Consider the following 15,634-nt stretch of genomic DNA (forward strand, 5'->3'; position numbering starts at 1 on the left):
ATGGCACAGCGTCCCCTGACTATCGGACTGGTCGCCGGAGAAACCTCCGGCGATATTCTTGGCGCAGGTCTGATTCGCGCGCTGAAAACGCACGTGCCCGACGCTCGCTTTGTCGGTGTGGCCGGGCCGCGTATGCAAGCGGAAGGCTGTGAAGCCTGGTACGAGATGGAGGAGTTGGCGGTGATGGGCGTGGTTGAGGTGCTGGGGCGCCTGCCGCGTTTACTGAAAATCCGCCGTGACTTGACCCAGCGCTTCAGCGAATTGCAACCGGATGTGTTTGTCGGTATCGACGCCCCCGATTTCAACATTACTCTGGAAGGCCGTCTCAAGCGCAATGGCATAAAAACCATTCACTATGTCAGCCCATCGGTATGGGCGTGGCGACAGAAACGCGTCTTCAAGATAGGCAAAGCCACCGATCTGGTGCTGGCATTTTTGCCATTCGAGAAAGCGTTTTACGATCGTTTCAATGTCCCTTGCCGTTTTATCGGCCATACCATGGCGGATGCGATGCCGTTGCATCCGGACAAAGCCGCGGCCCGGCGAGCGCTGGGGCTGGCGGAGGATGCGCGTTGTCTGGCGATATTGCCCGGCAGCCGCAGCGCCGAAGTGGAAATGCTGAGCGCCGATTTTCTAAAAACGGCGCAATTGCTGCGACAAACCTATCCTGGGTTGGAAGTCGTGGTGCCGCTGGTCAACCAACGCCGCCGCGAACAGTTTGAACGGGTTAAAGCCGAGGTTGCGCCGGAGATGGATGTCCATTTGCTGGATGGGCAGGCGCGTGAGGCGATGACCGCCAGCGACGCCACACTGCTCGCGTCCGGTACGGCCGCGCTGGAGTGCATGCTGGCGAAGAGTCCGATGGTGGTTGGATATCGGATGAAGCCTTTCACGTTCTGGCTGGCGAAACGACTGGTGAAAACGCCGTGGGTGTCGTTGCCCAATTTACTGGCCGGGCGCGAGCTGGTCAGGGAATTGCTGCAGGATGACTGCACGCCTGACAAGCTGTCAGCGGCGCTGCAGCCCTGGCTGGCGGGTGGTGAAGCGGCGCAGCAATTGCAGCAGGTCTTCTTGCACCTGCATGAGCAGATTCGATGCGACGCCGATGAACAGGCGGCGCAGGCTGTACTGGAGCTGTGGCGGTCATGAGTGAGGCTTTTGTTTATCCCCCGGCGCATTGTATTGCCGGCGTGGATGAAGTGGGGCGCGGCCCGCTGGTAGGCGCGGTGGTGACGGCGGCGGTCATTCTGGACCCTAACCGGCCGATTGCCGGGTTGGCGGATTCCAAAACGCTTAGCGAGAAACGCCGTCTGGCGCTGTACGACGAAATCAGTGAAAAAGCGCTGGCCTGGAGCCTTGGTCGCGCCGAACCGGAAGAGATCGATTCGCTCAACATCCTGCACGCCACCATGCTGGCGATGCAGCGCGCGGTAGCCGGATTGCCCATTACACCGGATTTTGTGCTGATCGACGGTAATCGCTGCCCGTCTTTGCCGATGCCGTCGCAGGCGGTGGTCAAAGGCGACAGTCGGGTGGCGGAAATCAGCGCGGCCTCGATTCTGGCCAAAGTGACGCGAGATCGTGAAATGGAAGTGCTGGACCAGCAGTTTCCAGAGTATGGATTTGCGCAGCACAAGGGGTATCCTACGGCGTATCATCTTGAAAAGCTGGCGACGCTGGGCGCCACCCTTCATCACAGGCGCAGTTTCGCCCCGGTCAAACGGGCGCTGGGCCTGGCATAACGCAAACGCATAAAACGCATATGTGCCTGATGTTGTTCACCAGGCGGGTTACTGAAGAGATTATGGGATCCGGAAATGGCCGAACCACGTTTTGTTCACCTGCGTGTTCACAGTGACTATTCCATGATCGATGGGCTGGCGAAAACCGGCCCGTTGGTAAAAAAAGCGGCTGCGCTGGGCATGCCGGCGCTGGCGATCACCGATTTTACCAACCTGTGCGGGCTGGTGAAATTCTATGGCGGCGCGCATGGCGCCGGCATCAAGCCGATCATCGGCGCGGATTTTTATCTGCAGAGTGAAGAGCTAGGCGACGAACTGGCGCACCTCACCATTCTGGCGATGAACAATGAAGGTTATCAGAACCTGACGCTGCTGATTTCCCGCGCCTATCAGCGCGGGTACGGTGCCGACGGGCCGACGATTGATCGGGCATGGCTGGTAGAACATCAGGCTGGATTGCTGCTGTTGTCCGGCGGGCGTCATGGCGACATCGGCAAGTTTCTGCTGCGCGGCAATCAGGTGCTGGTGGAACAAAGCGTCGCCTTTTATCAACAGCATTTTCCGCAGCGGTTTTATCTGGAGCTGGTTCGCACCGGTAGGCCGGATGAGGAAAGCTACCTGCATGCAGCGGTAGAGCTGGCGACCGCGCACGGCTTACCGGTCGTCGCCACCAACGATGTCTGCTTTATCAGTCAGGATGACTTCGAGGCCCATGAGATCCGCGTGGCGATTCATGACGGCTTCACGCTGGACGACCCGAAACGCCCCAAAAATTATAGCGTGCAGCAGTACATGCGCAGCGAGGAGGAGATGTGCGAGCTGTTCGCCGATATCCCCGAAGCGCTCATCAACACGGTGGAGATCGCCAAACGCTGTAACGTCACTATCCGGCTCGGCGAGTATTTCCTGCCGCAATTCCCGACCGGCGACATGTCGACCGAAGATTATCTGGTGATGTGCTCTAAAAAAGGGCTGGAAGAACGTCTGACGTTCCTGTTCCCGGATGAGGAGGTTCGCGCTCAGCGCCGCCCGGAATACGACGAACGTCTGGAAATTGAACTCAACGTCATCAACCAGATGGGCTTCCCCGGCTACTTCCTGATCGTAATGGAGTTTATCCAGTGGTCGAAGGACAACGACGTGCCGGTAGGGCCGGGACGAGGCTCCGGCGCCGGTTCGCTGGTGGCGTATGCGCTGAAAATCACCGATCTGGATCCGCTGGAATTCGACCTGCTGTTCGAACGTTTCCTTAACCCGGAACGTGTGTCGATGCCTGACTTTGACGTCGACTTTTGCATGGAAAAACGCGATCTGGTGATTGATCACGTGGCGGACATGTACGGCCGCGACGCGGTGTCGCAAATCATCACCTTCGGCACCATGGCGGCTAAAGCGGTTATTCGCGACGTCGGTCGGGTGCTGGGGCATCCGTACGGCTTTGTCGACCGCATTTCCAAACTGGTGCCGCCCGACCCGGGCATGACGCTGGAGAAAGCCTTCGCCGCCGAGCCGCAGCTGGGCGAAATTTACGAAGCGGATGAAGAGGTTAAGGCGCTGATCGACATGGCGCGCAAACTGGAAGGGGTGACCCGCAACGCCGGCAAGCACGCCGGGGGCGTAGTGATTTCGCCGACCAAAATTACCGACTTTGCGCCGCTGTACTGCGACCCGGAAGGCAATCACCCGGTCACTCAGTTCGACAAGAGCGACGTGGAATACGCCGGTCTGGTGAAATTCGACTTCCTCGGCCTGCGCACGTTGACCATCATCAACTGGGCGCTGGAGATGATCAACGCCCGGCGCGCTAAGCAGGAGCTGGAGCCGATAGACATTGCGGCCATCCCGCTGGACGACAAGAAAAGCTTCGATATGCTGCAGCGCTCGGAAACCACGGCGGTGTTCCAGCTTGAATCGCGCGGCATGAAAGACCTGATCAAACGCCTTAAGCCGGACTGTTTTGAGGATATGATCGCGCTGGTGGCACTGTTCCGTCCGGGGCCGCTGCAGTCAGGCATGGTGGATAACTTCATCGACCGTAAGCACGGGCGCGAAGCGATTTCCTACCCGGATATCGAGTGGCAGCACGAGACGCTGAAGCCGGTGCTGGAGCCGACCTATGGTATCATCCTGTATCAGGAACAGGTGATGCAGATTGCCCAGGTGCTGGCGGGGTATACCCTCGGCGGCGCGGATATGCTGCGCCGTGCGATGGGTAAGAAAAAACCCGAAGAGATGGCCAAGCAGCGCTCGGTGTTTAAAGAGGGCGCGGAGACGATGGGCGTCGACGGCGAGCTGTCGATGAAAATCTTCGACCTGGTGGAGAAATTCGCCGGTTACGGCTTCAACAAGTCGCATTCGGCCGCCTACGCGCTGGTATCGTATCAGACGCTGTGGCTGAAGGCCCATTACCCGGCGGAGTTCATGGCGGCGGTGATGACCGCGGATATGGACAACACCGACAAGATCGTCGGGCTGGTGGACGAATGCTGGCGCATGGGGCTGAAGATCCTGCCGCCGGATATCAATAGCGGTTTATACCATTTCCACGTCAACGATGACGGCGAGATCGTCTACGGCATCGGCGCCATCAAAGGCGTGGGGGAAGGGCCGATCGAGGCCATCATCGAAGCGCGTAATAACGATGGCTATTTCCGTGATTTGTTTGATCTGTGCGCCCGTACCGATATCAAGAAACTGAACCGGCGGGTGCTGGAAAAACTGATCATGTCCGGCGCATTCGACCGGCTGGGGCCGCATCGGGCGGCGCTGATGAATTCGCTGGCGGACGCCATGAAGTCGGCGGAACAGCACGCGAAGGCAGAGGCCATCGGTCAGGCGGATATGTTCGGGGTGCTGGCGGAAACGCCTGAACAGGTGGAGCAGTCCTACAGCACGGTGCCGCCGTGGCCGGAACAGGTAGTGCTGGACGGCGAAAGGGAAACGCTGGGCTTGTACTTAACCGGGCATCCCATCAACCAATATCTGAAGGAAATTGAACGCTATGCGGGAGGCGTGCGTTTAAAAGACATGCATCCCACGGAGCGGGGAAAAATGACCACCGCCGTCGGGCTGGTGCTTGCCGCCCGGGTGATGGTGACCAAACGGGGCAACCGTATTGGCGTCTGCACGCTGGATGATCGTTCTGGTCGTCTGGAAGTCATGCTGTTTACCGACGCGCTGGACAAATATCAGCACCTGCTGGAGCAGGATCGTATTTTGATTGCCAGCGGACAGGTCAGCTTTGATGACTTCAGCGGTGGACTTAAAATGACGGTCAGAGAGCTAATGGATATCAGCGAAGCGCGGGAAAAATACGCGCGCGGGCTTGCTATCTCGCTGACTGACAGGCAAATTGATGACCAGTTGTTAAACCGTCTCCGTCAGTCGTTGGAACCCCATCGATCGGGGACGATTCCGGTGCATCTCTACTACCAGCGCCAGGATGCGCGTGCCCGGCTACGTTTCGGTGCGGCATGGCGTATCACGCCCACCGATGGGTTGTTGAATGATTTACGTACCCTGGTTGGTAATGAACAGGTAGAACTGGAATTTGACTAAAATAGGAATACTATGAGTCTGAATTTTCTTGATTTTGAGCAGCCGATTGCAGAGTTGGAAGCAAAGATTGATTCCCTGACCGCAGTCAGCCGCCAAGATGAAAAATTGGATATTAATCTGGATGAAGAAGTTAAGCGTCTGCGCGAAAAGAGCGTAGAACTGACGCGCAAAATCTTCGCCGATCTGGGTGCCTGGCAGATTGCCCAACTGGCGCGCCATCCACAGCGTCCTTATACCCTGGACTACGTTCAGCACATTTTCTCCGACTTTGACGAGCTGGCTGGCGATCGCGCTTATGCCGATGACAAGGCGATCGTCGGGGGCATCGCCCGTCTTGACGGACGTCCGGTGATGATTATTGGTCATCAGAAAGGCCGTGAAACCAAAGAAAAAATCCGTCGCAATTTCGGGATGCCGGCGCCAGAAGGTTACCGCAAGGCGCTGCGCCTGATGGAGATGGCCGAACGCTTCAAAATGCCGATCATCACCTTTATCGACACCCCAGGCGCGTATCCGGGCGTGGGGGCGGAAGAGCGCGGCCAGTCCGAAGCGATCGCCCGCAACCTGCGTGAAATGTCCAGCCTGAGCGTGCCGATCGTTTGTACTGTGATCGGCGAAGGTGGCTCCGGCGGCGCGCTGGCTATCGGTGTCGGCGACAAGGTGAACATGCTGCAATACAGCACCTATTCGGTTATTTCGCCGGAAGGCTGCGCCTCGATTCTGTGGAAAAGCGCCGACAAAGCGCCGCTGGCCGCGGAAGCGATGGGGATTACCGCACCGCGTCTGAAAGAGCTGAAGCTGATTGACTCGGTGATCCCGGAACCGCTGGGCTCAGCCCACCGTGATGTAGCGGCGATGGCCGCATCGCTGAAATCCCAGTTACTGTCCGATTTGAACGAGCTGGATACGCTGAGCGAACAGGAATTGCTGAACCGCCGTTACCAGCGTTTGATGAATTACGGCTACTGCTGATTTACCTCGCTATGCATCAAACAAGTCCGCGATTGGGAACGATCGCGGACTTTTTGTTATGCTGATAACGCTTTTAGGCGATGCGCCATCCCTGCGGCGGCGTATTGCACGATCTGCATTTTTTCTCCTCAACCATGACATGGCATCGGCGAGCGTGGTTGCCTGCCATTCAGGGAAATTACTCTGATGCTGACATTGCTGGATGTTCACCATATCGCGATTATTGCCTCGGATTATGAGCGCAGTAAGCGTTTCTATTGCGACGTGCTCGGTTTTACGCTGCAACAGGAGGTCTACCGGGCTGCCCGCGACTCCTGGAAAGGCGATCTGGCGCTTAACGGCCATTATCTGATCGAACTGTTTTCATTCCCTTCGCCGCCGGCGCGCGTCAGTCGGCCGGAAGCCTGTGGGCTGCGCCATCTGGCGTTTGCCGTTGACGATATCGAACAGGCGGTCACTGCGCTGAACGGAGCGGGAGTCGACTGTGAACCGGTGCGGACAGACGAGTACACCGGTCGCCGTTTTACTTTCTTTGCCGATCCGGACGGATTGCCGCTTGAGCTGTATGAACGCTGATACCGACATCTTCCCTGAACTGCTGGCGGCGATTGATGCGCAGATCGCGGCGGACGGGCGCTATCTGGTGGCGTACAGCGGCGGTCTGGACTCCAGCGTGCTGCTGCATCTGATGACGCGCCTGCGCCGGCGGCGCGCGTTGTCTCTGCGGGCGGTGTATGTGCATCACGGCCTGAGCGCGCACGCCGATACGTGGGCCGAACATTGCCGCGCCCAGTGTTTGCGCTGGCAGGTGTCGTTTGATGTATTGCCGGTTCAGGTGGATGCCCACGACGGCGGCGTTGAAGCCGCGGCACGGGCGGCGCGTTATCAGGCGTTGCAACAGCATTTGCATGACGGGGAAACGCTGCTGACGGCCCAACATCAGGATGATCAGAGCGAAACGTTCCTGCTGGCGCTTAAGCGTGGAAGTGGGCCCGCCGGGCTGGCGTCGATGGCGGCGACCGCGCAACCGAACGGCGTTCGGCTGCAACGCCCGCTGCTGGGGATAACCCGCGCACAGCTGGACGCTTATGCCGGGGCTTACCAACTGGCCTGGGTGGAGGACGATAGTAATGCCGATGAGCGCTACGACCGCAATTTTCTGCGCCGGCAGGTGTTGCCATTGCTGAAACGGCGCTGGCCTCATTTCCCGTCGGCGGTAGCGCGCAGCGCCGAACTGTGCGCTGAACAGGAACAACTGCTGGATGAGCTGCTGGCTGAGTCGCTGGCGACGCTGCGCAATGCCTATGGCGCGTTGAGCGTGGCGGCGTTGGCGCCGATGAGCGCCGCCCGCCGTTTCGCCTTGTTGCGTCGTTGGCTGGCGGAGCAGGGCGCGCACATGCCGTCTCGCGGGCAACTAACGCGATTGTGGGAAGACGTGGCGGCCAGCCGTGATGATGCCAACCCGTGCCTGCAGCTCGGTGCGTGGCAGGTCAGGCGGTTTCGCCACTACCTGTATCTGCTGCCGGCGATGAACCCGTTAACCGAATATGTGCTGCCGTGGCAGCCAGCGGCAGCGCCGTTGCCGTTGCCGGATAACCTCGGGCAACTGCGGGTTTCGGCGCAAGGAACCTGGATGCGGCAGCCGCACGATGATGAAGCCGTCACGGTGCGTTTCGGTTTTCAGGGGTACGTGCAGATAGTCGGGCGTGCTCATGGCCGCCCTATCAAGAAGCTATGGCAGGAGCTGGATGTGCCGCCGTGGCTGCGGGAACGTACGCCGCTGATTTTCTATAACGATCGGTTAATTGCGGCGGTCGGGCGATTTGTGACCCGTGAAGGGCAGGCGGCGTCGGAGGATAGCGGGTGGTTTATCGACTGGAGCGAACCGAAATAAAAACGGACAACCCTCGTTGTCCGTTGCTGTAGATGAAGAGGGTTGTCAGGGCTCGCTGACCACCACTTTACCAATTTCAGGGTGACTGAAGCTGAGGATATGGTCGAGGCGGAGTTCGTGTTTCTGGCCCGCCTCTTCAATCACCAGATATTCGATATTTTTTCGAGAGATCATATCGCTGGCTTTACCGACTACGACCTCGCCGGTGCGCAGTTCGACCGTCAGCGTCAGATGCTGCTGGCAGGTGGCTTCCAGGTTATCGTAGTCATCACAATTGATGGGTTGATATTCATTACTCATTGACATAATCGCTCACCAATAAGTTAGCAGCGGCATAGGCCGCCTGTTCCCTGACAGAGGATGGTAATTCGCTGTTCGTCGCGATGCCATCCAGGGTTTTCAATACACAACCCAGCGCGTCGGGTATAAACCCCAGATCGCCACTGGCGATCTCCGCGTACAGACGGCGTACTAATTCACTGTATTGTTGCATAATATCCTCCCTTAGAGCTTAACCCGGTAGAGATTCATGCACCCTTCATTGTTATCGTGACTGCAATGTAAGTCTACGAAGATAAACTCTCATCTTCTTTCCGACTATAGCATAGGCCCCGGCAGGTTATCAGCATAATGCAACAGCATAATTCTGCTGTTACCGCCCGTAACGCGCATGCGACTGTGATGTACGTCGCTGCTGAGGTAGACTAACGGCTCTGTAACCAGGGGTAGAGAATGGCCTTAAAAGCAACCGTTTACAAAGCCAGCGTCAACATCGCCGATATGGATCGCGCGTTTTTTCAGGATGTCAGCCTGACGCTGGCTCAGCACCCTTCCGAAACCGACCAGCGCATGATGCTGCGGCTACTGGCGTGGATCTGCCATGCCGATGACCGGCTGCGTTTCACCAAGGGATTGAGTGCCGATGACGAACCGGAAATCTGGCAACACAGCGACGACGGTCAGCTGATGCTATGGATTGAGCTGGGCCTGCCCGATGAAAAACGCCTGAAAAAAGCCTGTAGTCTGTCGCCCGAGGTGGTGCTGTATGCCTACGGCGAACGCGCCGCCCGGGTATGGTGGCAAAACATGGCCGACAAGGCGGCGTCTCTGAGCAATCTGACCGTGCTTTTTCTCGATGATCAGCAACTGGCGAGCCTGGCTGCGCTGGCGCAGCGCTCCATGACATTACAGGCGACGTTGCAGGAAGGAACTATCTGGCTGTCTGACGATCAGAATAATCTGGAATTGTCGTTCAGTAGCTGGCAAATTGCCCAAGGTTAAGGATGATCTGACAGCATGCCAGCACAACACAGCAGGAGAATAAGGATGAAAAAACTGGCGACAGGGGTATTGCTTGCTCTTTTATTATCGGGGTTGATGGGATGCCATTCCCGCACTCAGATTCAGGAAGAACCATTGCGCCCGATGGCGCAGTATTACCGCGGTAAGTTGCCCTGCGGCGCGTGTGGCGAGATGGATACGTCGCTGTTTTTGAACGCGGACGGCAGTTTCGTCATGCAGGAGAGCTACCCGTCCGGGGCTGACGGCAACGCGACCGTTGCCGAATCGGGCCGCTGGAGCCGTACCGCTGAACGGCTGGTGCTGACCGATAACGATGGCGAGAAGCGTTATTTCCGCCCGTTAAATAATGACCTTGAAGCCTTGGGCGATGACGGTCAGCCGTTGGAAGCCGCCACTCAGCGTTACCGTCTGTTTGCCGTGGATAAACAGGAGAAACCAGTCGCGCCCGCCTGTCTGAGCCAGCTTTCCGGCCGTGATATGCGCGCGATAACGGCCGCTGTTGAGCGTTATATGACGAATCGACCGGATGGGCATGTGTTTTCCGTTACGATGGAACCGGAGATCGCTACCGTGCGTGTGAGCTATTACTCTTATTCCCGCGTGGTCGCCTATCCTGTGGCCCTGTGACACAGCCCGGGAGCGACGAGCGGGCTGAGATAGCGTGAGCGGAGAACCGAAAAACCGTTGTTCTCCGCTCGACGGTTTTACATCATTCCTTTCAGCTTATACAGCCAGTCCAGCGCCTGACGCGGCGTTAGCGCATCCGGGTCGATGGCTTCCAGCGCGTCCAGCGCCGGCGACGGTTCTTCCGGCGCGAGCAACGCGAGCTGCGAGCCGTCGACATGGCTGGCCGAAGCGTGGCCTGCCAGTGACTCCAGTTCTTTCAGCTTTTGTCTTGCCCGCTTGATAACTTCTTTCGGCACGCCGGCCAGCGCCGCTACGGCCAGCCCGTAACTCTTGCTGGCCGCGCCGTCCTGCACGCTGTGCATAAAGGCGATGGTGTCGCCATGCTCCAGTGCGTCGAGATGGATGTTGATCACGCCTTCCATTTTTTCCGGCAGGTTGGTGAGCTCGAAATAGTGCGTGGCGAACAGGGTCATGGCCTTGATTTTGTTCGCCAGCGCTTCAGCGCAGGCCCAGGCCAGCGACAGACCGTCGTAAGTCGAGGTGCCGCGTCCGATTTCGTCCATCAACACCAGACTCTGTTCGGTGGCGTTATGCAGAATATTGGCGGTTTCCGTCATTTCCACCATGAAGGTTGAGCGACCGGAGGCCAGGTCATCGGCTGCGCCGACACGGGTAAAGATCCGGTCCACCGGGCCAATCACCGCCTGCTCGGCCGGGACGTAGCTGCCGATATGCGCCATCAATACAATCAGCGCCGCCTGGCGCATGTAGGTGCTTTTCCCGCCCATATTGGGGCCGGTGATGATCAGCAGCCGGCGCTGAGGCGACAGCGACAGCGGGTTGGCGATAAAGGGTTCGCTCAGTACCTGTTCCACCACCGGGTGGCGGCCGCCGGTAATCCTGATCCCCGGTTTGTCGCTGAGGGTGGGGCAGACGTAGTTCAGCGTGTCGGCGCGCTCGGCCAGATTGGTCAGGACATCCAGTTCCGCCAGCGCGCCGGCGCTTTGCTGTAGGTCCGCCAGATGCGGCAGCAGCAGGTCGAACAATTCTTCGTACAGGGCTTTTTCCAGCGCCAGCGCCTTGCCTTTTGAGGTCAGTACCTTGTCTTCGTATTCTTTCAGTTCGGGTATGATGTAGCGCTCGGCGTTTTTCAGCGTCTGGCGGCGTACATAATTCATCGGCACCAGATGGCTCTGCCCGCGGCTGACCTGAATGTAGTAACCGTGCACGCCGTTGAACCCGACTTTCAGGGTATCGATACCGAGCCGGTCGCGTTCGCGGATTTCCAGTTTTTCCAGATAGTCGCTGGCGCCGTCGGCCAGCATACGCCACTCATCCAGCTCGTCGTTGTAGCCGCCGGCGATGACGCCGCCATCGCGCACCAACACCGGCGGCGCTTCCACCACTGCGCGTTCCAGCAGGTCGCGCAGCTCATCAAACTGCCCGACCTGGGTGCGCAGTTGTTGTACCGCTTCAGCGCCGACTGTTTCCAGCAACACGTGAATATCCGGCAGTTGCTGAAAGGCATGACGCATTCTGGCTAGATCGCGCGGACGCGCCGAACGCAGCGCCAGACGCGCCAGAATTCGCTCCAGATCGCCCACCTGACGCAGATACGGCTGCAGCTCGGCTGCCACATCCCGCAGTGCGCCGATGGCCTGCTGGCGCCGCAGCAGCGCCTGAGCGTCACGAATCGGCGCGTGCAGCCAGCGCTTAAGCATACGGCTGCCCATTGGCGTCACGGTACGGTCCAGTACTGAAGCCAGGGTATTTTCACCGCTGCCGGACAGGTTCTGGGTCAGTTCCAGATTACGGCGCGTCGCCGCATCCATGATGATGCCGTCTTGCTGGCGTTCCACGGTGATGCTGCGGATATGCGGCAGCGAGGTTCGTTGGGTATCTTTGGCGTATTGCAACAGACAACCGGCGGCACGCAGCCCCATGTGCGCCTGTTCTACGCCGAAACCGGTCAGGTCGCGGGTGCCGAATTGTAGATTTAACTGCTGGCGGGCGGTGTCCAGTTCGAACTCCCACAGCGGACGGCGGCGCAGCCCGTGGCGATGTTCAATCAGGGACATCGCCTCAAAGGTTTCCGGATAGAGCAATTCCGCCGGATTGGTGCGCTGCAATTCCGCCGCCATGGTTTCCCGGTCAACTGGCTCCACCAGCCGGAAACGGCCGGAACTGATATCCAGCGTGGCGTAGCCGAATCCCCGGCCTTCCTGCCAGACGGCGGCCAGCAGGTTATCCTGCTTTTCCTGTAACAGCGCTTCATCACTGATGGTGCCGGGGGTGACGATGCGCACCACTTTGCGTTCTACCGGCCCTTTGCTGGTGGCCGGGTCGCCAATCTGTTCACAAATTGCGACCGATTCACCCAACTGCACCAGTTTGGCCAGATAGTTTTCTACTGCATGATGAGGGACACCGGCCATCGGAATCGGTTCGCCGGCGGAAGCGCCGCGTTTGGTCAGCGAGATATCCAGCAATTGCGAGGCGCGTTTGGCATCGCCGTAAAACAGTTCATAGAAGTCGCCCATGCGGTAAAACAGCAAAATATCGGGATGCTGGGCTTTCAGCTTCAGGTACTGCTGCATCATGGGGGTGTGGGCGTCTAAACTCTCTGGTGTACTCATCGCGTTGTGATGTCCATCTTCTTAAATTTTAATGAGTTAACGATACTGGCGATGCTCATTAGCTCTCATGAAATCCTGTGCTTTACTGCTGGCCGGTCTGGTTATTACCCCGGAAGAGGGGGAATGTTCGACCAGCATGGCTTTCATTGGTATGCAGGCTGCATGATAACGGAGTCTTTAAGGCAGGAAAATAAGAGGGGCGGCCGTATTCTTCGAGCGTGCTCGAAACAATGGCATTTAGTAGTAGCCAAATAATGAGGGCGGCCTGCTTTCGACGCGCTTTTTTAGTGGTGCCTTGTTCTGGCGGCGGCAAGGGGGGCTTTTAACCAAGGGGATATCGAAGAACGTAACTGACCAGGTAAAGTCGGGTGCTGAATGCGCAATCACCCAGGCGGTTCAATAGGGTAGTTGTGGAAAAACGCACTACTTTGTGGCGTTTTTGTGGCGTTGACCAGCCCATCACCCGGAAATAAGCATGGGCTGGCTAACGTGGCGCGATATCCGGTACCGCTATTAATGATTAGTTATGGAAGGTCACTGATTCGCTGATATTTACGCGATCCATTCTCATGCGGTTACCCGGTGCGGCTTCATCGGGATAACCAAAGGAGATGCCAAACAATAGCTTCAAATTATCGGGGATACCGAGGAAGTGACGTATAGGATCGGCAAAAAATCCGAGAGAGGTTTGCGGGATGCCGCCCAGCCCGTGCGCAGCAAGAGACAGCAGAAAAGTCTGGCCGTACATGCCGATATCGCCTGCTACGCGGACATTGTCACCAAACGTCGGCATGAAGAGCAGTGCAACATGCGGAGCGTTAAAAAAAAGAGTAATTATAGGCGACAGCCCGGTGGCGCCCCTCTTTGTCCTCACGGGCAATATTCATGGCTTCATAATAAGCCTTGCCCTGTGCATTTTTACGTTCGCCGTATACGCCATAAAAATGGTCCATATCGAAGGTAAAATCGGGAGTAAACGCCCCGGCATTATTCTTCTCATGGAGTATTTTCGCCAGTTCCGTCAGCTTGTTGCCTGAAACGATATGTACATTCCACGACTGGGTATTGCAGTTAGAAGGAGCGTGCTGGGCGTCTTCTAATACATTGCGCAATATTTCCTCCGGAACAGGAGTCGGAAGAAAACCCCGGTAAGAACGACGAAGCCTTACTGTTTTGCTAAAGGACTGTGCGTCATGAAGGGGGGACTGCGGTTGGGTAAGTATCGTGCTGTTCATTTGTACCTCCTGTAGCGGGCTTAATTCTCTGGAATCAAGCCGAAACTGCTCTGTTACGAGCCACAATGTGATCGTGGGTAAGGGCTTCTCCGGCAGACATAAACTCATCCATCAGAGCATCTCTGTTTTTTGGCGCACGGGCTTTGTCTGCATCCAGCAGCGCTGTTTTTAGTTCAGCAGGAGACAATTCAGTGCAGTACGCCGGCGTGCCAGGTTGCTGACGCCAGGATTCGGTCAGCGAGCCTGCGTCTACGGGTTCAAACCCCGTTTCACTCACTAATGCCATCGTGATGGATTTTGCTTTTTCGTCGTCGCCGGCAACAGGGAGGGCGATTCTTCCGGCGGCACCGGCTGGCAGGCCTTTGTCTGACAGGGTGGCGGCCAGCACGGCATTCCACGCCTTGATGAGTGGCCGCCCGACTTGCTCGCCGGCCCAGACGCTTTCAGGTTTTCCATGCTCAACATCGGCAATCGAACCGTCGCGAAACGGATAGTAATTCGACGTATCGATGACGGTCGCATTTGCCGGTGCCTTGCTTAGCAAGGTCGCGAGTTCACTGTGCTTCCCGAAAGGAATGGCAAGGATAATCACGTCAACATCACGGATGGCTTCCTCGTGTGTAACCGCCCTGGCGCCAGCGTCGCGGGCGATGTCACGAATAGTGTCGGGCCCTCTGGAGTTGGTGATTTTTACGATATGCCCGCTGGCAGAAAGCTTTCTGGCCAGTGATGCGCCAATATTGCCTGCGCCAATGATGCTAATAATCATGAGGTTTCCTTCTGTGAGAATGCGCCGTCGTTATTCAGAAGCGGGGTGAGCAAAAGCGTTAAGCGTGTCGCGAAGCTGAGTCAGCTCTTCTTCAGTAAGCTGACAGACCGACTTTATTTTTCCGGTAATGCTCCAGAGCTCGTCATGAAGTGCCTCGCCGGCTTCGGTGAGTGTTATCAGCACGCGTCGCTCGTCGCTCGTATCGCGTGTGCGTTGTACCCTACCGGCGGTTTCAAGCCGTTTCAGAAGCGGTGTGATGGTGCCCGTATCCATCCCCAGTTTGTTGCCCAGTTCGCCTACGGTTCGTGGTGTCCGGTTAAACAGTTCAAGCATCACAAGGTACTGCGGAAAGGTCAGCCCGAGCGGATCGAGGAAGATCTTGTGCATCCGGTTCATCCGGTTGGCTGCGCCGTATAACGCAAAGGAGAGTTCGGTGCCGATTTCCCGGCGATGTTTATTGTTCATAGAAAAAATCTGTTGAGTGATAATCTAGTGCAATAGATAAATGATAGCAGGCCTAACCGGCTGAATAAAATATCTGCTATAGGTAATTTGTGCGATAGCCTGAAAGAGCCAGGTTCATTGGCCGTTAAGATTCATCATCCCCGGCGTTTCCGATGTGAATGTTTCCGATGTGAATATTGAGCAGAAAAAAGCGTAGGGCATTGGATCAACCAGAAAGACCCCAACGCGCTTTGCCGGCCGTCGGCGAAGAGGGCAACCCCACTCTTGGCGAACCCACTCTTGGCGAACGAGTGTGAGACGGGCGAGCACGGGCGCTTCGAAAGCTGGAGGACCGGTTTTTGCAAGCGGCCAGCGCGGGGGAACTCGCGGCTTCGGTGAATATTAACGGGCTTGCACGTTATGTGCTGGCGGTACAAGTCGGCATGGCACCAGCC

General features: G+C 57.4%; 15 protein-coding genes. 8 read left to right on the plus strand and 7 right to left on the minus strand.

The window, feature by feature from the left end:
* The 6 genes from lpxB (at position 1) to tilS (ending at position 8,166) form a co-directional block, all read left to right on the plus strand.
* Positions 1 to 1,149, plus strand: a complete 1,149-nt coding sequence (gene lpxB / locus DDA898_RS05350; protein ID WP_038910463.1) for a lipid-A-disaccharide synthase — start codon at positions 1 to 3, stop codon at positions 1,147 to 1,149.
* The gene (rnhB, locus tag DDA898_RS05355) at positions 1,146 to 1,742 is read left to right on the plus strand and encodes a ribonuclease HII (protein ID WP_038910464.1); all 597 of its coding nucleotides are present in this window, start codon (positions 1,146 to 1,148) and stop codon (positions 1,740 to 1,742) included. The genes lpxB and rnhB overlap by 4 nt, the downstream gene beginning before the upstream one ends.
* Before the next feature lie 75 nt (positions 1,743 to 1,817).
* Positions 1,818 to 5,300, plus strand: a complete 3,483-nt coding sequence (dnaE, locus tag DDA898_RS05360) for a DNA polymerase III subunit alpha (RefSeq protein ID WP_013316765.1) — start codon at positions 1,818 to 1,820, stop codon at positions 5,298 to 5,300.
* A gap of 12 nt (positions 5,301 to 5,312) precedes the next feature.
* Positions 5,313 to 6,272, plus strand: a complete 960-nt coding sequence (gene accA, locus DDA898_RS05365) for an acetyl-CoA carboxylase carboxyl transferase subunit alpha (RefSeq protein ID WP_038900504.1) — start codon at positions 5,313 to 5,315, stop codon at positions 6,270 to 6,272.
* Between the two features lie 186 nt (positions 6,273 to 6,458).
* Positions 6,459 to 6,848 carry a VOC family protein gene (locus DDA898_RS05370; RefSeq protein ID WP_013316767.1) on the plus strand — a complete coding sequence of 130 codons (390 nt, stop codon included), beginning with the start codon at positions 6,459 to 6,461 and terminating at the stop codon, positions 6,846 to 6,848.
* Entirely contained in the window at positions 6,838 to 8,166 is a 1,329-nt protein-coding gene (tilS, locus tag DDA898_RS05375; protein ID WP_038910465.1) for a tRNA lysidine(34) synthetase TilS, read from the plus strand. The genes DDA898_RS05370 and tilS overlap by 11 nt, the downstream gene beginning before the upstream one ends.
* Before the next feature lie 45 nt (positions 8,167 to 8,211).
* On the opposite strand, the gene rof is transcribed toward tilS, so the two are convergent.
* Together rof and DDA898_RS05385 are read right to left on the minus strand one after the other, a co-directional pair.
* Positions 8,212 to 8,472, minus strand: a complete 261-nt coding sequence (rof, locus tag DDA898_RS05380; protein WP_022632468.1) for a Rho-binding antiterminator — start codon at positions 8,470 to 8,472, stop codon at positions 8,212 to 8,214.
* Positions 8,459 to 8,659: a YaeP family protein gene (locus tag DDA898_RS05385; RefSeq protein WP_013316770.1), complete on the minus strand. Its 201-nt coding sequence runs from the start codon at positions 8,657 to 8,659 to the stop codon at positions 8,459 to 8,461. The genes rof and DDA898_RS05385 overlap by 14 nt, the downstream gene beginning before the upstream one ends.
* A gap of 239 nt (positions 8,660 to 8,898) precedes the next feature.
* Here DDA898_RS05385 and DDA898_RS05390 point away from each other — a divergent pair, with 239 nt between their 5' ends.
* Positions 8,899 to 9,447 carry a YaeQ family protein gene (locus DDA898_RS05390; protein WP_038910466.1) on the plus strand — a complete coding sequence of 183 codons (549 nt, stop codon included), beginning with the start codon at positions 8,899 to 8,901 and terminating at the stop codon, positions 9,445 to 9,447.
* Positions 9,448 to 9,492: 45 nt separating this feature from the next.
* The gene (locus DDA898_RS05395) at positions 9,493 to 10,095 is read left to right on the plus strand and encodes a copper resistance protein NlpE N-terminal domain-containing protein (RefSeq protein WP_038910467.1); all 603 of its coding nucleotides are present in this window, start codon (positions 9,493 to 9,495) and stop codon (positions 10,093 to 10,095) included.
* 77 nt (positions 10,096 to 10,172) lie between these two features.
* Here the strand turns inward: DDA898_RS05395 and mutS are convergent, their stop codons facing one another.
* The 5 genes from mutS to DDA898_RS05415 form a co-directional block, all read right to left on the minus strand.
* Positions 10,173 to 12,731 (minus strand): DNA mismatch repair protein MutS, encoded by a 2,559-nt coding sequence (gene mutS / locus DDA898_RS05400; RefSeq protein ID WP_038910469.1) that lies wholly within the window; start codon positions 12,729 to 12,731, stop codon positions 10,173 to 10,175.
* A 520-nt stretch (positions 12,732 to 13,251) separates the two neighbouring features.
* The gene (locus tag DDA898_RS23775; protein ID WP_269077939.1) at positions 13,252 to 13,524 is read right to left on the minus strand and encodes a nitroreductase family protein; all 273 of its coding nucleotides are present in this window, start codon (positions 13,522 to 13,524) and stop codon (positions 13,252 to 13,254) included.
* 25 nt (positions 13,525 to 13,549) lie between these two features.
* Positions 13,550 to 13,966, minus strand: a complete 417-nt coding sequence (locus tag DDA898_RS23780; RefSeq protein ID WP_269077940.1) for a nitroreductase family protein — start codon at positions 13,964 to 13,966, stop codon at positions 13,550 to 13,552.
* A 34-nt stretch (positions 13,967 to 14,000) separates the two neighbouring features.
* Positions 14,001 to 14,735: an NADPH-dependent F420 reductase gene (locus DDA898_RS05410; protein ID WP_038910471.1), complete on the minus strand. Its 735-nt coding sequence runs from the start codon at positions 14,733 to 14,735 to the stop codon at positions 14,001 to 14,003.
* A gap of 30 nt (positions 14,736 to 14,765) precedes the next feature.
* Entirely contained in the window at positions 14,766 to 15,200 is a 435-nt protein-coding gene (locus DDA898_RS05415; RefSeq protein ID WP_013316777.1) for a MarR family winged helix-turn-helix transcriptional regulator, read from the minus strand.
* Positions 15,201 to 15,634 lie beyond the last annotated feature (434 nt).

Source organism: Dickeya dadantii NCPPB 898 (assembly GCF_000406145.1).
Lineage (GTDB): Bacteria > Pseudomonadota > Gammaproteobacteria > Enterobacterales > Enterobacteriaceae > Dickeya > Dickeya dadantii.